We start from the raw sequence: 23,102 nt of genomic DNA, 5'->3' as shown, positions 1-23,102 counted from the left end.
CGCCCGTCTAAAAAGGACGGGCGGGACGCCCATCCCACAATAACAATTAAAATTGTAAGTTATTTAATTCGCGATCCTATTAGAAGATTTAAGCCCAGTATTAAGTAATTTTTAAGCCCCGCCCATTATTTCGTAGGGTGTGGGGCTTAGAAGATTTAAGCCCAGTATTAAGTAATTTTCAAACCGCGCACCTTGGTTAAGTTGTTCCAGGTGCGTGAGTCGGAATATTCGGGTTGAGTGTTGAGTATTTTTAAGTCACGCGCCCCACGGTGTTATAATTATTTGAAATCCCGATCGAACATTAACATCCAATCTATATTGAAATTGCGCTCATCCACCTATTTATTAGTTTCTCACGGCAGCCGTGACCCCAGACCCCAACTAGCTTTGGAAAACCTAGGTCAACTGCTGTCTCAAAATTTGGCTGACTCGTTCCCAGCAGTAGCAACCGCCACCTTAGAACTCGGCCCCGCACCGCTGCACGAACAAATTTGCAGTTTTGGCGAACGTACCCTGTCGCTGGGACTGACAGAATTGCAAATCCTGCCTGTATTTTTATTGCCGGGAGTTCACGTCGCCGAAGACATACCGGCAGAGGTCGAAATTGCCCAAAAAACTTTTGGTGACAAGCTAAAAATTGAATTGCGCCCGCATTTAGGTTCCCAGGAAGCAGGCTTAACACAATTGGTAAAAAGTCAGATGCAAGAGGTGACTTTTCTCCCCAATCTGCTATTGCCAAAATGGATTTTATTATCTCACGGTAGCCGTCGCCCCGGAGGTAACTCGACAGTTGAGGAAATCGCCAGCAAACTCGGTGCACAGACAGCTTATTGGTCGGTAAAGCCGAGTTTGTCAGAACAAATTGAGAGTTTGGTTCGTGGTGGACAGCAGCAAATAGGGATTGTGCCATACTTCTTATTTAATGGAGGAATTACAGATGCGATCGCCAAAAATGTAGCACAGCTAAAGCAGCAATTTCCTGCGACGGAACTTCATCTCGCAAATCCTCTAGGCCCAAGTGTACAATTAGCAGACTTAATTGGGAATTTAATTCAAAAATGAACCGCAGAGGCACAGAAGAGGTAAAGGAAGCAAGAAAAATGTCTTTAGGAAAAGTGTATTTAGTAGGTGCGGGGCCCGGAGATCCGGGTTTGATGACCTTGAAGGGAAAAGCTTTGTTAGAGTGTGCGGATGTGGTGATTTACGACGCTTTAGTCAGCCCTCAAATTTTGGCAGCAATCAACCCCGAAGCAGAACGAATTGATGCCGGAAAACGCAAAGGGCGTCACTCGTTAATGCAGGACGAAACAACTCAGTTAATGATAGAAAAAGCTGGAGATAATGCGATCGTAGTTCGTCTCAAAGGCGGCGATCCGTTTATCTTCGGCCGCGGTGGCGAAGAAATGGAAGAGTTGGTAAAAGCTGGAGTGTCAGTAGAAGTAGTCCCCGGCGTAACTTCTGGGATTGCGGCCCCTGCTTATGCGGGAATTCCTTTAACACATCGAGCTTACAGTTCCTCTGTCACCTTTGTCACCGGTCACGAATCAGCGGGAAAATATCGGCCGGAGGTAAATTGGCAGGCGATCGCCCGCGGCTCCGAAACCATTGTAGTATACATGGGAATCCACAATTTGCCTTACATTATCGGCCAGTTAACAGCAGCCCAATTGAGTGCAGAAACGCCCATAGCATTAGTGCGCTGGGGAACGCGGCCCGAACAAGAAGAATTGATCGGCACTTTGGGTACAATTGTAGAGCAAGTTGAGGCGGTCGGATTTGCAGCACCTGCGATCGCGGTAATCGGAAATGTCGTCAATTTGCACTCGATATTGTCTGGCTGTCGGCCCGTTTCTCAGACTGTAGAATAAGCGGGGAAATTGCCCCTAAATCCTCGTAGGGTGCGCCGGGCCGCGCACCTTACTGCTAAATCTATTTTTGGCGATTAGTTATGCTCGCCAACAACTAAGGATCGCGAATTAAATAACTTACAATTTTAATTGTTATTGTGGGATGGGCGTCTCGCCCGTCCAAAAAGGACGGGCGGGACGCCCATCCAACTTTCAAGAGTGGAAGTTATTTAATTCTCATTCCTAACAACCAACCACTAACTAATGACTAATGACTAATGACTAATGACTAATGACTAATGACTAATGACTTAACGCGCCACCTGCCGCATATACTCCCCCCACAACTGAGCGGCATTTGAACTACCTCCCGCAGTCGGAGAATTATCATCATTTCCCAACCAAACTCCTGTCACCAGTTGCTGACTCGGAATATAACCCACAAACCACAAATCTCTATTATCATTAGTCGTGCCTGTTTTTCCAGCTTCTCCCAACCCCAAAGCAGCACTGCTACCCGTACCTCCCCGCACCACACCTTGCAGCATATCAGTCATCGTATCCGCTACGCCTTCGGAAACTAACTGCCGATTGGCAATGCCATCTTTTTGATACTCATAAATCACCCGGCAACTGTTAAAATCATTTCGATCTTTGCAATCGCTGCTGTCAATAATTCGCTTGATTACGTGGGGGCGATTGCCCAAACCCCGATTTGCCAAAACCCCGAAAGCACCCGTTAATTGCAACACATTAACTTCACTTTCACCTAATACTAAACCAGGATTAGAACGCAGTTCAGAAGTAATCCCCAAACGTCTGGCCATTTGCACCACATTGTCTAAACCGACATCTTGTTGTGCTATTCGCAAAGCAATTGCATTTTCCGACAATGCCAAGCCGCGATACATATCAGCATTACCGCTGGTTCTTTCGCAACCACTATAACTTTGTCCTCCCCAGGAAAGGGGAGCGCAAGAATAAGTTTTATCGGGTGAGATTCCCCGTTCCAGGGCGGCTGCATAGGTGAAAATCTTAAATGTAGAACCGGGCTGTCTCAAAGCTTGGGTAGCCCGATTAAACTGACTTTTCAAGTAATCTACGCCCCCAACTAAAGCTAAGACTTCCCCGGTTGTACTGTTGAGAGTTACCACGGCTCCTTGAGAAAAGCCAGCACTTGCTCCGGCATTTTCAACAGCATTTCTGAGGGAAGCTTCAGCCACTTTTTGCAGGCCGGGATTCAAACCTGTTTCTACAATAAAATTGCCTTCTCTGGCTAACTGCTCCCCCAGCAAAAACTCCAATTCGTCAAATACATAACTGTAGAAATAAGGAGCGATCGTACTTTGCAGATATTGGCGAGCTTTAGGATTGATCTCAATTCGCGATCGCCTCGCGCGATCGGCTTCTTCCTGAGAAATCGTCCCCAGTGCGCGCATCCGTTCGATCACTCGATCGCGATACTGCACCGCCAACTGATAATTTTGAATCGGATTAAAACTGTTTGGCGCCGGCAAAATGCCCGCCAAAGTTGCCGCCTCTGACAAAGTTAAATCCTTCGCCGACTTCCCAAAATAAAACCGAGCCGCATCCTCAAAACCGTAAAGGTCAATTCCCAAAAACACGCGATTCAAATAAGTCAGCAACAGTTCGTCTTTGCTGTAATAATTCTCCAGTTTCAAGGCAACTACAGCTTCCCGTAACTTGCGCCCTGCCGAATCTTGAGTTCCCACATAATCTCGAAACAAACTCCTCGCTAACTGCTGCGTCACAGTGCTGCCGCCTTCGCGAATTCCTCCCCCGCGAACATTGGTCAAAAGCGCGCGCAAAACTCCGATCGGATCTACCCCCAAATGCCAATTGTAGCGGCTGTCTTCCGAAGCAAGTACCGCCTTGGATAAATAAGGCGAAAAATCCTGCAATTGCTTTAATTCTAAGTGAGCGTTATTCTGAGGAGGACGCAGCGGAGTTTGCCCATCGCGGGCGTAAACAATCACGGGGCCATTGATACTTCTCGGCAGAGGCCGCACTTGAAACTTTGTGGATTCCATGCCTACCAACACGGCAATCAAAGCGGTGATTCCGCTTACGCCATAAAAGCTGTAACGCAGAAGTTGCAAATACCAAGGCGGCGGATATACGAATTGAATTCTGACAGCGGCGGCTAGTTCCGGCGGCCCTAAAGTGAACACGTCTCCGTGACGCAGGGACATACTTTTAACTCGCCTTTTGCCATTGTAAATGCCGTTTGTGGAGTCTTCATCTTTGATGACAAAAGGAGTCCGCCGCCGACTATCCCGCGACAGGGATAAGTGCACGTGACTGACAACGGGATTGCGAACTACTATATCTGAAGATTTGGACGATCGACCTAACAGATATCGATCGCCCAACAGCGGATAAACCTCAGCTTTAGCTGCACCCGCATCCTGTACCCACAGTTCGGGTACTTTGGCGTTTGGTTTCAGCGCTAGCTGGTTAAAATTAACCTTAGCAATAGTCTGGACTGCTTGGGTAATCGCACCCAAGACGGTTTGAGGTTTGCGGGGCGGCGGCGGTGGGGTCATATTTCGCTGTGCACTACGATCGAGCGATCGGCTCTTGCACTATTCTACTCGCAAGTTTTCGCTATTTTCACGATCGGGCCCACTCTCAGGGCGATCGTTGGCTAGTGGCGATCGATTTTGGGGTGATTGGTGAACCCGCAAGGCGAGCATTTCCTTGAGCAAATCTCCACCCAACCACAAAAAATCCCCATCTCACAACTAGGATTAAATTCTCATAAACTTGTCAAAATATCCACACTTTCGATAACATTTATCCCAGATTTAGCAACAAACTTCGCATAATCAAAACCCCCCTTTTTGAAGGGGGGTTAAAAGCCGAAAATCAGCTTGATTCTCCTTACATCGAAGAACCCAAACCGGCATAAGCACCGTAGAAGAAAAGAGCCAAAACGCTCAGAGCACCGAGGCCTGCAACAGTAGCTACCAGCCACAAAGGAATTCTGCCACTTTCACTAAACATAGCCATCACCTCACTAATGTACAGCTAAACAAATTCGATCGAACTATCGAAAGCCAACTCAGACACCAGTTAATTAAAGAAATAACTGGAAAACAAAATACCCAAAACAAAAATCAGCAACAAACCCAGATACAAAGAAGTCCGGTTTAACTCAACAGGCTGCTCGTTGGGATTAGGAACGCGCTCAGGCATTGTAAACTCCTATCGTTGAATAAATTGCATTGCTGCGATCGCGCCCAAAAAGAAAATTGTTGGGACACCTAAAGTATGAACGGCCAACCAGCGCACCGTAAAAATCGGATACGAAATTGGCTCATTATTTGGGGTTCTACTCGTCATTTTTCCAAATCCTTGTTAAATTACTTGGCAATGAACTGATCTACTTGTTTCTTAGCTTCAAAGCGATCCGAGATAATCGGCACTTCTTCCCGCTGCGGTGTGAAATACTGGTTAGGGCGAGGAGTTCCGAAAGCATCGTAAGCCAAACCCGTTTGCACAAACAGCCATCCAGCAATAAACAAAGCCGGAATGGTGATGCTGTGAATTACCCAATAACGGATACTTGTAATAATGTCCCCAAACGGACGTTCTCCAGTTGTACCAGCCATTTAGAATCCTCCTTTCAACAACAAATTGACAGACAATCTCTATTACTATTCTACTATCAAGCCGCTTGCGCTGAACCTTGATATTTAAGTAGAGTACCGCTCGCGCCGATCACAAATCCGCGATCGGGGCCCATAAAGACAATCCTGTAAAAATTAGCGGGAACATCTTCAACTTCGCGGTCTTTTAGCCAAGTTTTCCCGCCGTCCAAACTGCACAGCAAATTGCCGCCGCCGCCGGCTACCCAAACTTCATTATCAGTCCGGTAAGCCATGTCCAGCAAACCCCAACTCGCCTTGCGATCGGGAAAAAACGGTTTTCCCCAACCTTCAGGATTGGACGGGTCGCTAAACTGAATTTGACCACCACGGGCGAGCATCCACAAACGCCCATCCTTGGTAAAGCCCATATTTTGCAGGCGGCGAGAACTATTGCGGTTGTGAGGTTCCCAAGCTTCTTGTCCGGGTTTCCACACCGAGTAGAAATTGCCCTTCGAGGAAACCGCAACATACTGCCCGTCTTCAGAACGGTTGATATTGCGAACTACCCCAAAAGAATCCTGCACGACAGCTTTCCAATTTTTGCCGCCGTCGGAAGTCCGGTAAATCGCCCCGACATCGGTCGTCATCTCGGCGGAATTCGGGCCCAATGCCGCGATCGTACTCGGAGAACCGGGCAACTGAGAGCTCAAAGCAATCCGCGTCCAAGACTTGCCCTCATCTTCTGTATGGAGCAAAACAGAAGGCTGGCCGACAATCCAGCCTTCGGAACCTGAAAAACTCACCGATGCAAAACGCGACCTCGGATCGTCGATATCCAGTCCTACAGACTTCCAGCTAGTGCCACCGTCAAGGGTTTCGAGCAAAGTCGCCTCAGAACCCACAACCCAGCCGTGCTGAGGATTGCCCGTAAAGGCAATATCCTGCAAATTAGCTTCCGTCGGCAAGGAAATCACTTGCCAGGGGTTGTAACTCACAGCACCGATGGTGCTGCAACTCGTACAGATGAGCGCAGCCGCCAATAACATTACAATTCGTTGCCAAAATCTCACAATCGTCTTACTGCAAACCATACATACTAAGTAAAAACAAGAAACCAACGACCAAGCCGCCAAAAATCAGCAAACTTTTCTGACCTTCGGTCATGCCGTTGACACCGACACCGTAGCGCTGATTTGCCTTAAATCCCGATACCCCTTCCATCTGACCGAGATTTTGAAACATCGACTTGCGCGCCCCGCAAACGGGACAGACCCAAGTCGGGGTCACATCTGTAAAAGCAGTGCCAGGGGCAATTGCATTTTTAGGATCGCCCTTTTTAGGATTGTAGACGTAGCCGCAGGCTCGGCACTCGTGCCGATCGAGGGTATTAGTCTCCGTGGCTCGATCGCTCATAAATCCAAAAGAGTAGGTCAGCTAATCGTGAAGTACCTCAACTAAACTTCGTTATAGTTGGGGATTCCAACTAAAACTCCTATTAGGACGGTCTTATTCGTCTTCGAGGTTTCCCGTCTCAACCGCCGATGCCACGTTAGGGACACCACTTGGGTGTTCGACACAAAGCGTCGATGATGGTCTTACTTAGCGTCCACAGGCAGCCACCCGTCTTCCACAGGCAGTTACAATATTAGAATATACATTAAAAATTATTGCAGAAGATGGAGGATTAATCTCAACCAACTCGTAATTTTAGCTACCCAAAATCTATATAATGTAACAGACAAGTTACAGAACCCTTTCACCTAGGCAGTAATTATTCACCGTGTTTGCACTCAGCGGCTACGAGTATTTCTTAGGCTTCCTGTTAATTTCCAGCCTAGTCCCTATCCTCGCCCTCACGGCGTCTAAGGTTCTGCGGCCCAAAAGTCGTCCCTACGACCGGCGCACTACCTACGAATCCGGCGTCGAGCCGATCGGCGGAGCCTGGATTCAGTTCAACATCCGATATTATATGTTCGCCCTGGTCTTCGTCATCTTCGACGTAGAGACCGTCTTCCTCTATCCTTGGGCGGTTGCTTTCAACCAGCTAGGACTGTTGGCTTTCATCGAAGCCTTGTTTTTTATCACGATCCTCGTTATTGCTCTTGTCTATGCATGGCGCAAAGGAGCCTTGGAATGGTCTTAAGTTCTGACAAATCACAAAAACCTCTAATTGTCAACCCCGCTATTCGCCCGGAAGTCACATCACAACTCTCAGAGAACGTCATCCTGACAACAGTGGATGACCTCTACAATTGGGCGAGACTTTCGAGCCTGTGGCCGCTGCTTTTCGGCACCGCCTGCTGCTTCATCGAATTTGCAGCTTTGATCGGTTCGCGCTTCGACTTCGACAGATTCGGCTTAGTACCGCGATCGAGCCCCCGGCAAGCCGACTTGATCATCACCGCCGGCACAATTACCATGAAGTACGCCCCCATCTTGGTGCGGCTGTACGAACAAATGCCGGAACCCAAATACGTCATCGCCATGGGCGCTTGCACCATCACCGGCGGAATGTTCAGCGTAGACTCCCCCACAGCAGTCAGAGGCGTTGACAAACTGATTCCCGTAGACGTGTACATCCCCGGCTGTCCCCCCCGCCCAGAAGCGATTATTGACGCAATTATCAAACTGCGGAAAAAAATCGCCAACGATTCTATGCAAGAACGGGCCAATTTGCTGCCAACCCACCGCTACTACACCAGACCCCACAAAATGAAAGTAGTAGCCGACATCTTGGACGGCAAATACTTGTCTATTCCAGGCCGGATAGCGCCGCCGAAGGAATTGACAGAAGCAATGGGAATGCCTGTACCGCCGGCCCTGCTTGCAGGACAAAAACAGGAGGTAAACCGTGGCTGAGACAGAATCTGCAATTGTTGAAGCCGGGAAGGTTTCCCAGTGGTTGACTCAAAATGGCTTTGAACACGAAGCTTTAGCGGCCGATAATTTGGGCGTGGAGATATTAAAGGTCGATCGAGACTTCTTAATTCCGATGTCAACAGCACTGTATGCCTACGGGTTTAATTATATGCAGTGCCAGTGCGCCTACGACCAAGGGCCGGGAGAAGATTTAGTCAGCGTCTACCACTTGGTTAAACTGACAGACAATGCTTCCAAGCCTGAAGAAGTCCGCGTCAAAGTATTCATCCCCCGCGAAGATCCTAGAGTGCCATCAGTCTACTGGATTTGGAAAGCAGCAGACTTTCAAGAGCGGGAATCCTACGATATGTACGGCATTGTCTACGAAGGACATCCGAATCTGAAACGGATTTTGATGAACGAAGATTGGGTAGGCTGGCCGCTGCGGAAAGATTACATTTCCCCTGATTTCTACGAATTGCAAGACGCTTATTAAGGGAGTTTTGAGTTTTTAGCTCAAAATACAGTTGGTCGTTTTGCACCCACTTCTTTGAGGAGTGGGTGCATTGTTTTGTGCGTTTTTTTGGGAAAGGTCGATCGAAACTTTCTGGGATATGATGAAAGTGTTCCCGTCACCTTGCCACATTTTTAATGTCTGCTTATGCCCAAAAAGATTAGAGAACTCAAAAGCCTGTTGCTAAAAGCTGGGTTTACTTATCGTTCGGCAAAAGGCAGTCATACAAGATGGGTTCATCCTTTACTACTATCATGAACCAATTACCATTGCTGGAAATGATGGCGATGATGCGAAACTGTATTTAGAGAGAGAAGTTAATCGAAAAATTGGAATATTGAAAGCAATTGAAGAAGAGGAATCTGAATCATGAAATTACCTTATATAATTGTTATTCAATGGTCGGATGAAGATAACTGCTACCTAGTTCACTTACCTGATTTTCCATCTCAGAAGTTCCACACTCACGGAGATACCTACGAAGAAGCTTTGCAGAATGCTGTAGAGGTATTAGAGCTTTTAGTTGAAGAATATCAGGTAGATGGTAAATCTCTCCCAGAACCTAAAGCTCTAGTAGAAAACTTGCTGTTTGCTTGAATGTAGATTTGAAGTCATTGAGCATGATTCCGAGATTCCGAGATTAACAACCTGCTATCCTCTGTAATGTCTGGAGGTAATAAAAGTGGCAAAGAATACAATTAAATTACTCGATGTCGTTGCCTTGACAGTTGATGTTCCTGAATACAATCTCTGGCGCGGACAAGTAGGGACTGTGGTGGAACTGTTGGCTGATGGTGCAGCGTTTGAGGTGGAATTTAGCGATCGCAACGGACGCACTTATGAATCTATCGGGTTGCATCCAGAGCAAATCATGGTGTTGTATTTTGAGCCAGCATCACCTGATATCAAACCCGAAATGGTTACAGCATAAGTCGCACAATAACTTGTGGACTTTATAAAAAATTGGATTTCAGGTTGATAAGTGAAATAGCTAATAAACCTGCGATCTTTGATGATATCGTTTAATTGGTCAGCCAATTAAATAATCTGGTGGTTCATCAAAATGACGACTCTGACCGTAGAAATTCTTTGTTCTGAGGCGGCAATATTTTCAGCAGCCGAGTCTCAACACCCGGAACCACTGCTTTACGGCATCACAGACGGAAAGGCTGTTGGGACATATTTGGAGCAAAAGTTCAGACTCTATCTCAAGCAAAAATATGAATTTATAGATGGCAATTCAGCAAGCGGCATCGATTTCCCAGGGATATTAGTTGACGTGAAGGTAACAAGCATTAGGCAACCGCAGTCGTCATGTCCTTTCAAATCTGCAAGGCAAAAGATTTTTGGGCTGGGATATTCACTGATTATCTTTGTTTACGAAAAGACAGACAACAGTTCGCTCCGAATTGCCACCCTGAATATTTTGCATACAATTTACGTGAGTGCCGAAAGAACAGCAGATTTCCAAATGACCCGTGGAATTCGCAATATTTTAGATAATGAAGGCAATAAAGATGATTTGCTTGCTTTCATGTTTGACAAAAATTTACCTGTTGACGAAATTGAAGCAGGTAACATTGCCGACGAAATACTGAGAAACCCACCCTTGCAAGGTTTTTTGACCATTTCTAATGCGTTGCAATGGCGACTTCAGTATGGAAGAGTCATTGAGCGTGCTGGACAACAGGAAGGGGTTATCGCAGTTTATCAATCTAACCGATGAGTTCCAACGATCGCCAAACCAAACTAGAATATGGGGATTTTCAGACACCGCTGGAATTAGCCGAGATGGTGTGTCGGAAATTGAGAGAACTTAATGTTAACCCCAAAGTCATCATTGAGCCAACTTGCGGCATAGGTAATTTCATTAAAGCTGCTGCAAATTCGTTTCCATCCGCCAGCCATATTATCGGGGTTGAAATCAATCAAAGTTATTTAAGAGAATTAACAGCTAAGCATGAATTGTTAGAGGATGAAAGATGTGAGGTTAAGCACGGAGATTTTTTTGAATTTGACTGGACATCATTAATCAACCAATTCAATCATAGGGTGCTGGTACTTGGCAACTTTCCTTGGGTAACAAACTCACAACAAGGAACTATTGGCAGTGAAAACTTGCCGAAAAAAACTAATTTTCAAAAGCACACTGGCTTAGATGCACTAACAGGTAAAAGTAACTTCGATATATCAGAATGGATGCTGATCCATGCGATACAATGGTTGCAAAATCGTGACGCCACTCTGGCAATGCTTTGCAAGACTTCCGTTGCCCGAAAGTTATTGAGTTACATTCATTCAAAAAAACTTAATCTCGCTAGCTGTGCAACTTACAAAATAGATGCTAAAAAGTATTTTGATGCAAATGTTGATGCCTGTCTGTTATTCTGCAAGTTTGACTTAAGTTCACAAAACTACTTCTGCGATGTATTTAGCAGTTTAGAAAGTTCTGACTCCCATCGAATCGGATATCACAACAATCTCCTGGTTAAAGATATAGATGCTTTTAGTAAATTGAGTGATTTATATGCGGTGAATTCAGGTGCAAAATGGCGATCTGGTGTAAAGCATGACTGTTCGAGCGTGATGGAGTTTCGGAAAATTGATAATTTGTTTGTTAATGGATTTGGGGCAACTGTCGAGCTTGAGGAAACTTATCTATTTCCGCTACTTAAAGGATCGGATGTTGCTCAAAATCGCATTAATACTACCGATCGATATATCCTAGTTACTCAAAAAAATATCGGTGAATCAACCGAAAATATCAAAACTATAGCTCCTAAAACCGGATGTTATCTAGAGAAGTGCGGGCAATATCTAGATAATCGCAAAAGCAAAATTTACCAAAATAACCCTCGCTTTTCGATTTTTGGAGTAGGCCATTATAGCTTCCAACCTTGGAAAATTGCGATTTGCGGGCTTTATAAAAAATTGGATTTTAGGTTGATAGGTGAAATCGCTAATAAACCTGCAATCTTCGATGATACTGTTTACTTTCTCAGCTTTGACAGCGAGAGAGTTGCACGTCAAACTTTTGAGCTTTTGAATTCACCGACAGCAATTAACTTTTATTCAGCACTTGTATTTTGGGATGAAAAGCGTCCGATCAAATCCAGCATTTTAAATTGTCTGAATCTAGCAAGGCTGGCAGAGTTGGAATTTGTAACCGCTGATGCACGCAGATAAACGCAGATAGATAGAGATATAATTGATATTATCGGTATTTCTGAAAACCTATGACTCAAGCTTTACCCAAACTCGTAAACTTCGAGGAATTTGTGGAGTGGCTACCTGAAAATTCGGGGGTACGCTACGAACTGCATAATGGAGATATTGTTGAGATGGCACAACCAGTAGGCGAACACGAGGAAGTTAAAGGCTTTCTTACAATCAAAGTTTCCGTTGCAATCGATCGTCTGGGATTGCCATACAGTATCCCCAACCAAGCGATAGTTAGACCTCCTGAAAAAGATTCTGGGTATTTCCCCGATGTGTTGGTGCTAAATCGTGCAAATCTGGTGAACGAAACATTGTGGCAAAAACAATCTGTCCTCAGTTTGGGTGGATCGATACCGTTGGTAATTGAGGTTGTGTCAACCAATTGGCGCGATGATTACTATTTGAAATATGCTGATTATGAGGAGATGGGTATGGCTGAATATTGGATTGTGGATTATGCTGCGTTGGGTGGACGTAATTTTATTGGCAATCCTAAACAACCGACAATTTCTGTCTGTAACTTGGTTGATGGTGAATATCAAATCCTCAAGTTTCGAGAGAACGATCGCATTGTGTCGCAAACTTTTCCCGATTTGAACCTGACTGCAAATCAGATTTTTGGAGCTGGTTTAGTGTAAGCTGATATCTTGGATATTGGTATTTTTTAACCGCTGATGCACGCAGATAAACGCAGATGACTTCACAGGAATTTCTTATCAAAAGCAAAGAAACCGGGTTTTTGACCTCGCAAAAAAACCCGGTTTCTGACTACTCGTGCGTAAGGCTTATCAACGTAAAATATCGTTTACGGTTGTTGCGGAATGATTAAACCACAGAGAACACAGAGGACACAGAGTCAGAGATTGAGAGAGATGAATAATTTCGATGCCAATGGATTTGAGATCGGAAAATTTGTCATAGCAATCCGCGATAGCGAATAAATACTAACAGCACCGCCCACGATCCTAATGCGACTTTGACTGCAACCAGGATATTGAGCAAGGGGAGAATGCCACCGCTGAAAAGTGTGCCTAACTCTCCGTGCGGTAACTCATATCCTGACAGAGTGATAACGGACAATACAATGAAAACAAGTACCGAAACCTTCTCCAAAGTCGCGGCGTGCCAGCGCTGGTAGATTTCTTGCATCCACTGCGGTGATGAGGTAATCGCCACCAAGCCGATCGCAGTTCCCCCCGCTACACCCGCGGCAAAACCACCCCCTGGACTTAAATGCCCGCGAATTGCTAGTTCGACACCCACCAAGGCCGCAATCGTCGCTCCCAATCGCGCCAAAATAATCGATGGTTGATCGGTAAACTGATATATGGCGCAGGACGGCTGTTCATTGGCTAGCATAAAACTTGCACCCAAGATGGCGATGGTAAATACCACAACTTCAAAGATCGTGTCGTACAGCCGATTTCGCAAAATGATACCGGAAACCGCATTGGATACTCCACTATCTTGAACAACCAATTCGACGATCGAACTTTGCTGCGATAACTCCATTGTTGGATTGGTGATTAGCAGCATTTTGACAAACAGCGCTATCCCTGATAAAAAGTAAACCCACTTCATCAATGCTTGTCCTCTGCGTCAGGTGTATTTACATAGGTTAGGGTTGTCCCTGGTGATGAAAGTTCGGTTTGCATGATGTCGTAGACACGCCGAACTCTGATTGCGGTGTTATAAAGTTGCGCTTCGCCGCTGTGTTCTAGTTGGTCTTCTGGGGAACAAGCTGCATGAACTTCTTTTTCCATCAGCGCCCGCTGCAATGCCTGTGCACTCGCATAGGGAACGAGTTCCAGGCGCATATGGCGTTTCTCAAAAACTGTGCGGATGTCATCTATCAGTTGCTTAAAATGACCTGCGGTTTTGCCGTTTGGTATAGCATCGCCCTCTGTCCCCTCTTCGATTACACCCAGACGCAGCACGAAGGATGAACGCACCGTCACGGCATAAAGTGTAATCGCGAGTAGAGTACCCATCAAGGCTTCGGTCAAGCCCACATCCCCCGCGCCTAAAATTGTATACACCAAGGCGGCGATCGCTCCCAATACCCCCCGCAGTAGCAATGCGTGGTATGGATTGACCTGAAATACCACCATACCAGCAGCTAAGGGTAGCAGAGCGACGAGGACATAAATGTAGCTATTATCGTTCATAGTTAGTCCCTGTTTTGGAACAATAGGCCAACACATATCCCAGCATTGTGTTCCAGATTGCTAAGCAAATGATCGCCAGAATCAGCAGGGGCCATTTACTGGGTATTTTCAGCAGCAATCCGACGACGATCGCGATCGAACCCAGCGTATCTGCTACCGAAAGACTGTGCAGTTTATATAAAACCGATCGCTTCCCAAGTAGGTAAGAAGTACCCCAAAACCAGAAAAAAATCCCTATACCGATGCAGGTATAGCTCAATACATCTATTACGATCATGCTTCACTGATACGTTTGATTATTTGTGCCAACAACATCAATCCAGCATTACCCACACTGAGGATAATCGCCGCCACCACACCGATCATCCAATCATCGCGCCAGACGGATATGACGAGAGCGATGATTGCCGCCTTGGTCGAAATACTGGCAAAAGCCAACATTGTCTGCCAGATATCATGATCTTTCCATACCTCGTACATTGGTATGAGCAGAGCCAAAATCATCGCAATTAGAATCAAGTTGTTTAAGTTGTTCAATTGTGTGCACTCCTGCTTTTTTCTTACTTAATATCGGGGCGGGCTCGCGTGCCCAACCCCCTACACCCCACAAGAAACTCTTGAGAATAGTGCAACTTAATAGACCTCTGCCATCATTGTGGAACAGGCAGGATGCCTGTTCTTGACGGGCTGTTTCGCGGGTGGGGGCGGGTTTATTTAACCTGTCTGCAATCTTTAAAGCTATTGGTGAACCCGCCCCTACAGATTCTTGAGAATGATCCAATATCGAGCGTGTAAATAAACTCGGGTATGTCACAAAATGTAAAGTATCGTAACCCCTGCGATAGAGCACTTTTACTAACTGCGGACATACTTACGTATTTTATCGCCTATCTACTTATTTATTTCTCCCTTCTCTGCGTTCTCTGCGTTCTCTGCGGTTAAATAATTCCGAAAAAACTTCAGCTAATTACTCGAAGTCCGCCGCACCCTGTGTACTTCGTAAAAACCCTCTTCGTGATATTTCACGACAATCGTCTTAGGAGTAAAAGTTATCAGGAAGACATCTAAGAATATCAGCAAGGGCGATCGATGGTTTGGCACTTTTTCCATGATCACATCTTCGTGTCTGTGGGGACGGAGGATGAGTTCAAAAGCTTCTATATAAGCTATCGGAATCGCCATGAAGATTTTACCCAACACCCCCAACCATTCCCTCAAAGGTTCCGGGGGTGCGTAGCTGCGCGGCAACAGGAAAGCAATGATGAAGCCGATCGCAATATTTGCCAAACTAAAATCGGCTGTGAGTAGAAACCAGATCGTCAGTCTTAATATTAGCTGTCCAATCATGTTGAGAATGCCATCCAGAATAGTAGGAGCGAAATCAAGCTCATAACACCGACCAAATGATCGAATTGTTCAAGCATACGTGGCAGTTTGATTGCCGTGCGTTGAAAAATTAGAAAATAGGCTAACCAACCAACGCCGATGATGGCGATCGCCTTAAGCATATTGTCCAGCGTATAGGCCTCAACATAAAAGGCATTGGCTGCAATCAGCCCACCTAGCAACAGCAACACCGCAGGCCAAAAACCGGGTTTTGATTTTGCTGCTCCACCACGGGGCAGAAAGATGAATTTAGCAAATAGGATAGCCGTTCCTACGGCTGCCACATTCATGGCGAGCGCATAAGGGGGTGTCAAATTCTTCAAAGTCAACATCTTTGCCCCAAAGCCAACCAAAAAGGGAAAGCCTGAGATCGAAAGGCTAGCCACGACTAAGGCAATCCAGAGCGCAGTATTAATCGGGTTTTGTCGCAATTCCTTAAAGTCGCGGCTGGGTAAAGAACCGGCAATCAGGAATAGCGCCGATTTAACCAAGCCGTGGGCTAGGGCATAAAAGCCTCCCACTTCCGGGGCTACGAGAATCCAACCTAACTGCGAAACCGTGCTGAACGCCAGCATCCGTTTGGTATCCTTTTCAAAGATGCCATAGAACACGCCCATCAACGCCGCCCCGACTCCGAAAATCTGGACGATGGGTGCCACCTCCTCCACCATCAGCGCACAGCGCACGAGGGGATATACCCCAGCTTTAACGACAATTCCTGACAGCAAAGCCGACACTGGCGTTTCTGCTTCCGAGTGAGTTAACGGTAGCCATAACCCCGATACAAACACACCTCCCTTAACCAAGAGTCCCATAAAGATCAGAGCGATCGCCTCTGGGGGTGCTGCGCCCAAGCCGGCAAAACTAAACGAATTACTTGCCTTATAAACCAGCACGGCACCGACTAGATAAAACAGCATTGCCGTGTTGCTAATAAATAGATAGCGCAAACCTACCCAAATCGAGCGATCGGTGCGAGGATAGGCAATCAACAGAAAAGCCGCAATCCCGCTGACTTCTAACCCTACATATAAACTGATAAAGTCCGTAGAGGCAAAGGCCGCATTCAGGCTGCCGTGTACCATCAGAATCTGTGCATAAAAAAATGCCGTCTTCTCTGTAGGCCAACAGTAGATAATCACCGCTGCTGTGACTAAGGCATTGGTTAAGATGAAATAGCCACTCAAGCGATCGACTAACAACGTGACACTGAAATTATCCAGTAACTCCAGCGTCACCGCTGACGGCATCACAAAAAGCTGGAACGCATAGGCAGCGGACGCGAGCGCTCCGAATATTGCGAGATACTTGTCAAACTTCGGAATCAAATAAATAGTAAACCCGACAAAAAACGGGAGTCCAATCCAGGCTAGCGTCAGGGTATTCATGGGGTATTATTCATCTCGATTTCGTTACTTTCTAATGTCGGATTATCTCGTGCCAGCTTCATCACACTGACCAGCATTAAAGCCTGAATCGAAAAGCCGATCACGATCGCCGTTAAGATCACCGCTTGGGGAACCGGATCGGCGTAAGCGACAACATTTTTCCCCTTTGAAATAATTGGTGTCAGCAAGCCTTCTCGCGATGCCACCACCACGTAATAGGCGATAACCCCTGTACTCATGACATCCATACAGACGATTTTCATGAGCAGGTTCTTTTTAAAGATGATACCAAAAAATCCGCAAAATACTGTTGCCAATACCAATGCTTCTAACATGGAAATTGCGTGTTGGATAAGGGGTTTTTGTTATTATATTTGAATAAGCGTATATTATTTCTAATTGGACTCAGACATTTTCTAGCCCCTAAACTAGCTGAAACGCACTCTAGGTAAGGGAAAGAGTTTGATACCCCGTCAGAGCTGAAACCCTTGTCAGTTCTGGAATGTACCCAAGTTAAGCTCAAATCCTTTACCTGTCTTAGTTTGCCGCCAGTTTAGACGTGATTTTGGTCTAAGTCCCGTTAGCGAATCTGTGGCCGACAACGAAGTCCGATCGTCCATCTTTCCCCGGTTTCAGACCACTCGTGCGTCCAGGAGTGTTCAATTTAACGGGGGCGATCGTCACTAACTTCAATCATTCCGCAAAGCTGCGATCGGATCTAAGCGAGCCGCATTCCGAGCCGGCAATACTCCCGCCAATAAGCCTACAGTAAAAGACAGCCCAAAACCTGCCGCGATCGACCAGACAGAAACCACAAATGGAAATTTGAATGCTGTCGAGGCCCCAAAGGCGATCGCAACTCCCAACCCAATACCCGCCGTACCCCCCACCGTGGAAACTAAAATAGATTCCGCCATAAATTGAATGAGAATTGCTGCATTAGTAGCGCCTACCGCTTTGCGAATCCCGATTTCCTTAGTCCGTTCCACAACAGACACCAACATAATATTAGCAATACCGATACCGCCAACCACCAAAGAAATTCCGGCGATCGCTCCCACCATAACCGTAAATAAACCGATCACATTGCTAAAAGTATTAACTATCTCAGCTTGATTTACAACTCGAAAATCATCCGGTTGTGGCGGATAAATATTGTGGCGCAAGCGCATAATATTTTCTACTTGAAATTGAGCATCCGCTAAATCCGCTTCGCCCGCAGTTTCCAACCAAAAACCCGATATTGCAATCCCCGCTAAAGAATTTCTCCCCACAATCCGCGCCGACATATTTTTGAGGGGAATATACACTCGATCGTCCTGATCGGTTCCCCCTACAGACCCCTTGCTTTCCATCACTCCAATGACCTTGTAGCGGTTTCCCTGAATACGAATATCGGAGGATAGCGCATTAGCTCCCGCTCCAAAAAGTTCGTCCCGCACCTTAGAACCGAGGACAACTACAGGCTCAGCAGCATTCAATTCATCCTCGTTAAAAAACCGTCCTTCTTGGGGTTGAATGTTCTTCACATCTGGATAGTTTAAATCCGTTCCCAAAATCGAAGTAAATGAATTTTGTCCGCCGTAAACGACTTGCACTTGGCGCTGCAAATAAGCCGAAATCGCCTTAACTGCGGGAGCTTGTTTGCCGATCGCCCTAGCGTCATCCCAAGTAAGAGTAGTAGCAGAACCGCTTCCCTGACTGACACCGCCCGATCGCGAAGCGCCGGATAAAACCAACAGCACATTTGTACCCAAAGCCTTTAACTGTTCTTCAGTTGATTTTTGTACTCCCTGTCCCACCGAAGTAATGGCAATTACCGAAGATATCCCAATAATTACGCCCAGCATAGTTAAACTGGTACGCAACTTATTATTCCACAGCGCCTCTGTCGCCATGAAAGCGATTTGAACATTAGAGATTTTGTTGGTACCGGGGCGAGTCTGTAATTTCATATTAGACCTCCTGCAAAAAAAATCTATGTTAGACTTAAAGGTTTTGAATTTTAGATCTGAGAGCTAACTCATAATTGTAAAGTGCTGATAACAAATTACAACGGAGACCATAACGGCGGCGACGATTTCGATAACGACTTGACAAAATTTTGACAACTTTTAGACTCCTATTAACATATTCAATCACTATTAGTTCCTGGGTTCAAGCTCGATTGTAGTCTTTTTGTAAAAGAGAAAGATTCGCATTTTTAGGTGTCTTTTTAGGAGTCGAGCTATTAAAGTGATCGTCTTTTATCCCTGGATAGCAACTATCTTGTAAACTATGGGTTGAGGGATGGAAATGAACATTGCTTTTTTAAACAAGCTGAAATCGTGGCAATGCCCCAGTCCAAAATTTAGGCAAATAATCTGTTTACTTTCTTGATTAATGACCGCTTGCATTTTTAGGCTGTGTTTTTTTTATTGACTGAATAGTATATTTACTGTTTTTTTTTGGCGTTCGATAGCTGTTTCTGTGACATCCATTACCACAACTTTGCTGACGCCCAAAACCTTTGAACAATGCTTTTTTCCCACCAGGAATACCAAACTTTCCCGTTTTCATTAAAGTTGATTCAATGTTAATTACAATTCGGCAAATCGTTGATCCGGATACTCCCCAATTTGTCTCCCTATGAAAATAGGTTCGATATTCTCGCCAATATTCCAAGGCCACTAAAACTTGTTCTTCAAGAGTTAAGGCGATCAAGGCGTCCTCGTTTATCTTGAGGATTTTCATTCCCGGAATAGTTCTCAAGTGTTAAGCATTTCTTTAAACGTTTGAATCTCGACACCAAATCTCCGTTTAAATTGCTCCGGTTTCAAATTTTGATAAAGCGGCAATGACCATACCACCTATCAGAAAGCGGAGCGTTGGGGACTGCAACTGAGACCCAAGTCCCGCAGGCCAGAAATACGGCTACTAAAAACCGGGGTCATGCCCCGGCTTTTGAGGTCTGTGTCGTCTCGATTCAACAGCCGTCTGGTCCACAGAAACTGTGTCCGTACAGTACCTCGGCGTCACAGATATAGATCATGCCCGCAAAATCGAGGAAAAACTTGACTGCGACCTGATCCGCAATATTCTCGGCCATATCCCGATCCGGGGTGAGCACCTCGAATTTTATATTCGCCGTGATGTCAGAAACGCTAGGTTGTCCCGACGAGCGCACGTTGCGACTGCCTTTACCGCCGGTTTCCAGAACCGTATAACCGGTTGCCCCGGATTCTTCGATGATATTGACGATCTTTTTGAGCAGAATCTTTTCCGTGACGATGACAAGCTTTTTGGCTGGCTTGGGCATGTTGATTACCTCCTTACCTACGTATGTTGATCTTAATATATTGAGTTGCTTGGTCTGCCGGGTCAAGGGAGCGCCGACAGACAGCGACCCGTCTGGGATTAGCTGCCGCCTATCGCCTGGGCCAGCCCGAGGAAGAGCGGTATACACAAGCCGATCGCAATGGGTGTACCGATGGCTGTGGATGCGCCGATGTAGGCGGAGGGATTGGCCGACGGAATCCCGGCTCGCAACGTGGGCGGACCTGAGATGTCTGAACTGGAGGCGGCAATAACAGCCAGGATCACAACACCGCCCAGGCTGAATCCTGTGGTGTAGTGGGCAATCATGCCGAGACCGAAGGCGATGAACCCATGCACCACCGGTGCCACTACGCTATACACGACGTACCACTGGGCAACCTTACGTAGTTCGCCAAGTCTTGACCAAGCCTCCATACCCATGACCAGCATCAAGATCGAAAGCAAGCCGCGGAAGAGGGGGTCGTAGAAGGTTTTATAGACACTTTCCGGCTGGGTGAACAGGCCAAGAGCAATGCCGAGCAACATTGCCGATAGGGCAGGACCCTGGAGGCTTTCCTGCACGATCGGCCATATCTTGACCCGATTATCCGCAGGCTTCTGCTGCTTGCTGAGATACTCTTGCCGGCCGCGGGGATAATCTTGCTGATCGGGATAATCGCCTGCTGCAACGGGCTGCTTGCTGAAAGACTCCTGCACGGTAGAGTGGGCTGCTGGACTACCCTTCTTCTGGTTGAGATAAATGTTGGCCACCACAATCGCCGTTACGAGCGCTGGGATATCCATGAAGGGATAGAGTGCGGCAGCCCATGCCTCGTATGGCATCTTTTGTTCTTCCAGTAGTGTCAGGGCTGCAGCCATGGTAGAGCCACTCACAGCACCAAACAATCCCCCGGTCGCAATCGCATCTATGGTGTTGACCTTCGGCAGCTTGGCCAACGTATAGCGCGCGATGAAGACAACAAGAACCCCTACCGCTACAGCAGACGCTGCGGGTATCACCATCTCCGTCAGGTTGGAATTGCGGATCGCCTGACCACCGGTCAGACCGATTTTCATGAGCAGCATGAAGACGATGATCTGATTAATCGCCTCTGGAATTACCAATTCGCTACCAAGGGCGGCAATGACCATACCACCAATCAAAAACCCCAGTGTTGGGGACTGCAACTGCTTAACGAAGTCCATTAAAAACAAGGACAAAAAATCCACGAATACCTCCTTCCGCCTCCTCTAACGAAGAGCGACTATTGTGATCGGTGAGCTTTAAGAAGTAAGGGTACAGCGCTTCCACCCTGGCGACAGGTGTTACGCAAAAACCTGTCGCCAGAGGATTCAGAGATGGCCGCTCTCCGAATGGGGCTAGAAGGTGTCGCTGTCCCGCAGTAACTTCTATAGATCAATATCTATTAAGAGCCAAAATTCTATGTACTTAAGTGTATCCTTAAATTCGCACACACTTGCGATCGCTTTACATGGCTCTGCCAAATAATTTCAAATTCAAATCATAAGTTTTCCTTTTATTCTCATAAAACCCGTATATCTATTCAGTGTAAATTGCGATCGCAGAATTTTCTCTATACACGGATATTGCACCGAGGACGGTATGGGATCAGCCAAATCGGGAACAGGAGTTGCGTGGACACCACTCTTCTAGCAATGACTGAGCTAATCAATCCACATTTCAGGGGGAGCTGTTGACGGTTCATAAGTCGTGGCTGGACTGTAACTGGCGAGGTTAAACCACCCCACCGCCAGTAGGAGATCAAACCCACAGCCCAACAAAAAAGTCCAGGCGTGAGACGAGTCGAGTACGCAGAGCAGGCGGCGATCGCTGCTATATACCTGCACTAGCCAGCCTTCGCTGGTGTTGTCAAATTTCGTCTGCAGTTTAGTTGAGTCAAACTTGTTCATTGTGTACGCTCCATGCTGATCGAATGTATGTGGCGGTGGCGGGAAAGTGCCCGCCGCTACGGAAATACCTGTCAGAAATTCACCTGTGAATGGAGAGTGTCTCAAAGAGAGAAACTGGGTCGCTCAAACCTGACATTGATGTCGAACAGAAGACAGACATCTATGCTTTCGCCTTGAACAATATTCTTAAGTTTATACTTAGATTTGCTGGTTGAATGGTGATCATAGCGCCAAAAGGATAAGTGTTTTTTATAAAATGCTTCAGCTAATCTGAGTCAATCTTTCTCAACAGAGGGTAGTAGTGAATTCGCCCATCTTTGGCATAAAGTTAAAGATAGGGTTCAAGGCAAAACCATAGAGTATTGCCTTGAATTGTCGTAACAGAACGCATCAAGAGCTAACCCACATGACCCCGAAAGCCAGCAAGCTTGTCATCGTCACGGAAAAAGTGCTGCTGAAAAAGATCGCCCATATCATCGATGAAGCTGGGGCTGCCGGTTATACGGCATTACTCACAAGTTAAGCTAAAAGCACTATTGTCAATGAGTAAAATTACTCATGTTTTACCTGTTGACCCAATTAAAATATGACTCCATTTGTTCCTTTATTGTTGAAAAAAAATTGTTCGGGACTTCTTTGAGTTCCAGGGAAAGGAGAAATAATTAGCCTGACATGAGGTAAGGATTCAGGTCAAAAAAAGTTCAGAGACACCAAAAAATATGGTAATGTAGTTGAATGAGCCAAAAACCAGAGTCAGCAGCACTACAAATAGAAATAGTTAAGCAGTTGGGTCACGAAGAGCTGGTAAAACTCGTGCTGACACAACAACAGCTCATCGAAAAATTACAACTCGAACTCGAAAAACTCAAACTCAAACA

The 23,102-nt window shown here is 46.2% G+C and carries 29 protein-coding genes and 2 pseudogenes; 11 read left to right on the top strand and 20 right to left on the bottom strand.

The genetic code is table 11. The annotated features are described in order from the left end of the window. Window positions 1-318 precede the first annotated feature (318 nt). A complete protein-coding gene (locus tag QUB11_RS27085; RefSeq protein ID WP_333206827.1) occupies window positions 319-1,062 on the top strand; it encodes a sirohydrochlorin chelatase in 744 nt (247 codons plus the stop codon). Continuing rightward, a complete protein-coding gene (gene cobA / locus QUB11_RS27080; RefSeq protein WP_333206828.1) occupies window positions 1,059-1,868 on the top strand; it encodes a uroporphyrinogen-III C-methyltransferase in 810 nt (269 codons plus the stop codon). The genes QUB11_RS27085 and cobA overlap by 4 nt, the downstream gene beginning before the upstream one ends. A 290-nt stretch (window positions 1,869-2,158) precedes the next feature. Here cobA and QUB11_RS27075 read toward each other — a convergent pair whose 3' ends face one another. The 8 genes from QUB11_RS27075 to QUB11_RS27040 all read right to left on the bottom strand — a co-directional run bounded on the left by QUB11_RS27075 (window position 2,159) and on the right by QUB11_RS27040 (window position 6,874). Continuing rightward, window positions 2,159-4,414 (bottom strand): transglycosylase domain-containing protein, encoded by a 2,256-nt coding sequence (locus tag QUB11_RS27075; protein ID WP_333206829.1) that lies wholly within the window; start codon window positions 4,412-4,414, stop codon window positions 2,159-2,161. Between the two features lie 39 nt (window positions 4,415-4,453). Beyond that, the gene (locus QUB11_RS27070; protein ID WP_333206830.1) at window positions 4,454-4,594 is read right to left on the bottom strand and encodes a hypothetical protein; all 141 of its coding nucleotides are present in this window, start codon (window positions 4,592-4,594) and stop codon (window positions 4,454-4,456) included. Between the two features lie 157 nt (window positions 4,595-4,751). Further along, the gene (locus QUB11_RS27065) at window positions 4,752-4,874 is read right to left on the bottom strand and encodes a photosystem II reaction center protein J (protein ID WP_333126925.1); all 123 of its coding nucleotides are present in this window, start codon (window positions 4,872-4,874) and stop codon (window positions 4,752-4,754) included. 69 nt (window positions 4,875-4,943) lie between these two features. Further along, a complete protein-coding gene (locus QUB11_RS27060; protein ID WP_015176850.1) occupies window positions 4,944-5,066 on the bottom strand; it encodes a photosystem II reaction center protein L in 123 nt (40 codons plus the stop codon). A 9-nt stretch (window positions 5,067-5,075) separates the two neighbouring features. Next, window positions 5,076-5,213, bottom strand: a complete 138-nt coding sequence (gene psbF, locus QUB11_RS27055) for a cytochrome b559 subunit beta (protein WP_006635504.1) — start codon at window positions 5,211-5,213, stop codon at window positions 5,076-5,078. A 20-nt stretch (window positions 5,214-5,233) separates the two neighbouring features. Then, complete coding sequence (psbE, locus tag QUB11_RS27050; RefSeq protein WP_006635503.1) at window positions 5,234-5,482, bottom strand: cytochrome b559 subunit alpha; 249 nt, start codon at window positions 5,480-5,482, stop codon at window positions 5,234-5,236. A 56-nt stretch (window positions 5,483-5,538) separates the two neighbouring features. Continuing rightward, window positions 5,539-6,552 (bottom strand): photosynthesis system II assembly factor Ycf48, encoded by a 1,014-nt coding sequence (locus QUB11_RS27045; protein WP_333153627.1) that lies wholly within the window; start codon window positions 6,550-6,552, stop codon window positions 5,539-5,541. Further along, window positions 6,539-6,874 carry a rubredoxin gene (locus QUB11_RS27040; RefSeq protein WP_333206831.1) on the bottom strand — a complete coding sequence of 112 codons (336 nt, stop codon included), beginning with the start codon at window positions 6,872-6,874 and terminating at the stop codon, window positions 6,539-6,541. Before QUB11_RS27040 ends, QUB11_RS27045 begins: the two co-directional genes overlap by 14 nt. 367 nt (window positions 6,875-7,241) lie before the next feature. On the opposite strand from QUB11_RS27040, the gene ndhC reads away from it, so the two are divergent. The 9 genes and pseudogenes from ndhC (at window position 7,242) to QUB11_RS26995 (ending at window position 12,691) form a co-directional block, all read left to right on the top strand. Beyond that, window positions 7,242-7,604, top strand: a complete 363-nt coding sequence (ndhC, locus tag QUB11_RS27035) for a photosynthetic/respiratory NAD(P)H-quinone oxidoreductase subunit C (RefSeq protein ID WP_006635500.1) — start codon at window positions 7,242-7,244, stop codon at window positions 7,602-7,604. Continuing rightward, window positions 7,595-8,320, top strand: a complete 726-nt coding sequence (gene ndhK / locus QUB11_RS27030) for a photosynthetic/respiratory NAD(P)H-quinone oxidoreductase subunit K (RefSeq protein ID WP_333206832.1) — start codon at window positions 7,595-7,597, stop codon at window positions 8,318-8,320. Before ndhC ends, ndhK begins: the two co-directional genes overlap by 10 nt. Continuing rightward, on the top strand, window positions 8,313-8,816 hold the full coding sequence (locus QUB11_RS27025; RefSeq protein ID WP_333206833.1) for an NAD(P)H-quinone oxidoreductase subunit J: 504 nt from the start codon (window positions 8,313-8,315) through the stop codon (window positions 8,814-8,816). Before ndhK ends, QUB11_RS27025 begins: the two co-directional genes overlap by 8 nt. A gap of 165 nt (window positions 8,817-8,981) precedes the next feature. Further along, window positions 8,982-9,207 (top strand): annotated as a pseudogene (locus QUB11_RS27020) (type II toxin-antitoxin system HicA family toxin). Beyond that, the gene (locus QUB11_RS27015; protein WP_333206834.1) at window positions 9,204-9,431 is read left to right on the top strand and encodes a type II toxin-antitoxin system HicB family antitoxin; all 228 of its coding nucleotides are present in this window, start codon (window positions 9,204-9,206) and stop codon (window positions 9,429-9,431) included. Before QUB11_RS27020 ends, QUB11_RS27015 begins: the two are co-directional and overlap by 4 nt. 85 nt (window positions 9,432-9,516) lie before the next feature. Next, window positions 9,517-9,765, top strand: coding sequence for a DUF4926 domain-containing protein (locus QUB11_RS27010; RefSeq protein ID WP_333206835.1), 249 nt, complete (start codon window positions 9,517-9,519; stop codon window positions 9,763-9,765). A gap of 132 nt (window positions 9,766-9,897) precedes the next feature. After that, window positions 9,898-10,560: a restriction endonuclease gene (locus tag QUB11_RS27005; RefSeq protein ID WP_333206836.1), complete on the top strand. Its 663-nt coding sequence runs from the start codon at window positions 9,898-9,900 to the stop codon at window positions 10,558-10,560. Between the two features lie 80 nt (window positions 10,561-10,640). Next, window positions 10,641-12,020 carry a class I SAM-dependent methyltransferase gene (locus tag QUB11_RS27000; RefSeq protein WP_333392087.1) on the top strand — a complete coding sequence of 460 codons (1,380 nt, stop codon included), beginning with the start codon at window positions 10,641-10,643 and terminating at the stop codon, window positions 12,018-12,020. A gap of 50 nt (window positions 12,021-12,070) precedes the next feature. Continuing rightward, the gene (locus tag QUB11_RS26995) at window positions 12,071-12,691 is read left to right on the top strand and encodes a Uma2 family endonuclease (protein ID WP_333206838.1); all 621 of its coding nucleotides are present in this window, start codon (window positions 12,071-12,073) and stop codon (window positions 12,689-12,691) included. A 277-nt stretch (window positions 12,692-12,968) separates the two neighbouring features. Here QUB11_RS26995 and QUB11_RS26990 read toward each other — a convergent pair whose 3' ends face one another. The 12 genes and pseudogenes from QUB11_RS26990 to QUB11_RS26935 all read right to left on the bottom strand — a co-directional run bounded on the left by QUB11_RS26990 (window position 12,969) and on the right by QUB11_RS26935 (window position 22,329). After that, a complete protein-coding gene (locus QUB11_RS26990; protein ID WP_333206847.1) occupies window positions 12,969-13,634 on the bottom strand; it encodes a Na(+)/H(+) antiporter subunit B in 666 nt (221 codons plus the stop codon). Further along, the gene (locus QUB11_RS26985) at window positions 13,634-14,221 is read right to left on the bottom strand and encodes a DUF4040 domain-containing protein (protein ID WP_333206839.1); all 588 of its coding nucleotides are present in this window, start codon (window positions 14,219-14,221) and stop codon (window positions 13,634-13,636) included. Before QUB11_RS26985 ends, QUB11_RS26990 begins: the two co-directional genes overlap by 1 nt. Further along, window positions 14,211-14,498, bottom strand: coding sequence for a monovalent cation/H(+) antiporter subunit G (locus QUB11_RS26980; protein WP_333206840.1), 288 nt, complete (start codon window positions 14,496-14,498; stop codon window positions 14,211-14,213). The genes QUB11_RS26985 and QUB11_RS26980 overlap by 11 nt, the downstream gene beginning before the upstream one ends. Beyond that, window positions 14,495-14,725, bottom strand: a complete 231-nt coding sequence (locus QUB11_RS26975; protein ID WP_333052300.1) for a hypothetical protein — start codon at window positions 14,723-14,725, stop codon at window positions 14,495-14,497. The genes QUB11_RS26980 and QUB11_RS26975 overlap by 4 nt, the downstream gene beginning before the upstream one ends. 459 nt (window positions 14,726-15,184) lie before the next feature. Next, window positions 15,185-15,568: a Na+/H+ antiporter subunit E gene (locus QUB11_RS26970; RefSeq protein ID WP_333206841.1), complete on the bottom strand. Its 384-nt coding sequence runs from the start codon at window positions 15,566-15,568 to the stop codon at window positions 15,185-15,187. Continuing rightward, window positions 15,565-16,995 (bottom strand): cation:proton antiporter, encoded by a 1,431-nt coding sequence (locus QUB11_RS26965; protein ID WP_333206842.1) that lies wholly within the window; start codon window positions 16,993-16,995, stop codon window positions 15,565-15,567. The genes QUB11_RS26970 and QUB11_RS26965 overlap by 4 nt, the downstream gene beginning before the upstream one ends. Continuing rightward, window positions 16,992-17,330 (bottom strand): NADH-quinone oxidoreductase subunit K, encoded by a 339-nt coding sequence (locus QUB11_RS26960; protein ID WP_333052085.1) that lies wholly within the window; start codon window positions 17,328-17,330, stop codon window positions 16,992-16,994. Before QUB11_RS26960 ends, QUB11_RS26965 begins: the two co-directional genes overlap by 4 nt. Window positions 17,331-17,684: 354 nt before the next feature. Further along, window positions 17,685-18,950: an ABC transporter permease gene (locus tag QUB11_RS26955; protein ID WP_333206843.1), complete on the bottom strand. Its 1,266-nt coding sequence runs from the start codon at window positions 18,948-18,950 to the stop codon at window positions 17,685-17,687. A 34-nt stretch (window positions 18,951-18,984) separates the two neighbouring features. Then, a pseudogene (locus tag QUB11_RS26950) lies at window positions 18,985-19,832 on the bottom strand (transposase family protein). Between the two features lie 128 nt (window positions 19,833-19,960). Next, on the bottom strand, window positions 19,961-20,293 hold the full coding sequence (locus tag QUB11_RS26945) for a P-II family nitrogen regulator (RefSeq protein ID WP_333206844.1): 333 nt from the start codon (window positions 20,291-20,293) through the stop codon (window positions 19,961-19,963). A 98-nt stretch (window positions 20,294-20,391) separates the two neighbouring features. Then, window positions 20,392-21,522 carry a sodium-dependent bicarbonate transport family permease gene (locus QUB11_RS26940; protein WP_333206845.1) on the bottom strand — a complete coding sequence of 377 codons (1,131 nt, stop codon included), beginning with the start codon at window positions 21,520-21,522 and terminating at the stop codon, window positions 20,392-20,394. 456 nt (window positions 21,523-21,978) lie between these two features. After that, a complete protein-coding gene (locus tag QUB11_RS26935) occupies window positions 21,979-22,329 on the bottom strand; it encodes a hypothetical protein (RefSeq protein WP_333256659.1) in 351 nt (116 codons plus the stop codon). Window positions 22,330-23,102: the final 773 nt, after the last annotated feature.

The organism is Microcoleus sp. B6-A1 (genome assembly GCF_036705085.1).
Classification (GTDB): domain Bacteria; phylum Cyanobacteriota; class Cyanobacteriia; order Cyanobacteriales; family Microcoleaceae; genus Microcoleus.
Note: the sequence above shows the minus strand (reverse complement) of the source record. Positions and strands in the feature narration are given on the sequence as shown.

Bases quoted from the DNA above. Each gene is read 5' to 3' on its own strand.
- cobA (WP_333206828.1), top strand. From the start codon at position 1,059: ATGAACCGCAGAGGCACAGAAGAGGTAAAGGAAGCAAGAAAAATGTCT.
- QUB11_RS27015 (WP_333206834.1), top strand. From the start codon at position 9,204: ATGAAATTACCTTATATAATTGTTATTCAATGGTCGGATGAAGATAAC.
- QUB11_RS27045 (WP_333153627.1), bottom strand. From the start codon at position 6,552: ATGGTTTGCAGTAAGACGATTGTGAGATTTTGGCAACGAATTGTAATG.
- QUB11_RS26980 (WP_333206840.1), bottom strand. From the start codon at position 14,498: ATGATCGTAATAGATGTATTGAGCTATACCTGCATCGGTATAGGGATT.
- QUB11_RS26985 (WP_333206839.1), bottom strand. From the start codon at position 14,221: ATGAACGATAATAGCTACATTTATGTCCTCGTCGCTCTGCTACCCTTA.
- QUB11_RS26995 (WP_333206838.1), top strand. From the start codon at position 12,071: ATGACTCAAGCTTTACCCAAACTCGTAAACTTCGAGGAATTTGTGGAG.
- psbF (WP_006635504.1), bottom strand. From the start codon at position 5,213: ATGACGAGTAGAACCCCAAATAATGAGCCAATTTCGTATCCGATTTTT.
- QUB11_RS26965 (WP_333206842.1), bottom strand. From the start codon at position 16,995: ATGAATACCCTGACGCTAGCCTGGATTGGACTCCCGTTTTTTGTCGGG.
- QUB11_RS26960 (WP_333052085.1), bottom strand. From the start codon at position 17,330: ATGTTAGAAGCATTGGTATTGGCAACAGTATTTTGCGGATTTTTTGGT.
- QUB11_RS27065 (WP_333126925.1), bottom strand. From the start codon at position 4,874: ATGTTTAGTGAAAGTGGCAGAATTCCTTTGTGGCTGGTAGCTACTGTT.
- QUB11_RS26975 (WP_333052300.1), bottom strand. From the start codon at position 14,725: ATGATTTTGGCTCTGCTCATACCAATGTACGAGGTATGGAAAGATCAT.
- QUB11_RS26955 (WP_333206843.1), bottom strand. From the start codon at position 18,950: ATGAAATTACAGACTCGCCCCGGTACCAACAAAATCTCTAATGTTCAA.
- ndhK (WP_333206832.1), top strand. From the start codon at position 7,595: ATGGTCTTAAGTTCTGACAAATCACAAAAACCTCTAATTGTCAACCCC.
- QUB11_RS26990 (WP_333206847.1), bottom strand. From the start codon at position 13,634: ATGAAGTGGGTTTACTTTTTATCAGGGATAGCGCTGTTTGTCAAAATG.
- QUB11_RS27040 (WP_333206831.1), bottom strand. From the start codon at position 6,874: ATGAGCGATCGAGCCACGGAGACTAATACCCTCGATCGGCACGAGTGC.
- psbE (WP_006635503.1), bottom strand. From the start codon at position 5,482: ATGGCTGGTACAACTGGAGAACGTCCGTTTGGGGACATTATTACAAGT.
- QUB11_RS27005 (WP_333206836.1), top strand. From the start codon at position 9,898: ATGACGACTCTGACCGTAGAAATTCTTTGTTCTGAGGCGGCAATATTT.
- QUB11_RS27075 (WP_333206829.1), bottom strand. From the start codon at position 4,414: ATGACCCCACCGCCGCCGCCCCGCAAACCTCAAACCGTCTTGGGTGCG.
- QUB11_RS26945 (WP_333206844.1), bottom strand. From the start codon at position 20,293: ATGCCCAAGCCAGCCAAAAAGCTTGTCATCGTCACGGAAAAGATTCTG.
- QUB11_RS27060 (WP_015176850.1), bottom strand. From the start codon at position 5,066: ATGCCTGAGCGCGTTCCTAATCCCAACGAGCAGCCTGTTGAGTTAAAC.
- QUB11_RS26970 (WP_333206841.1), bottom strand. From the start codon at position 15,568: ATGATTGGACAGCTAATATTAAGACTGACGATCTGGTTTCTACTCACA.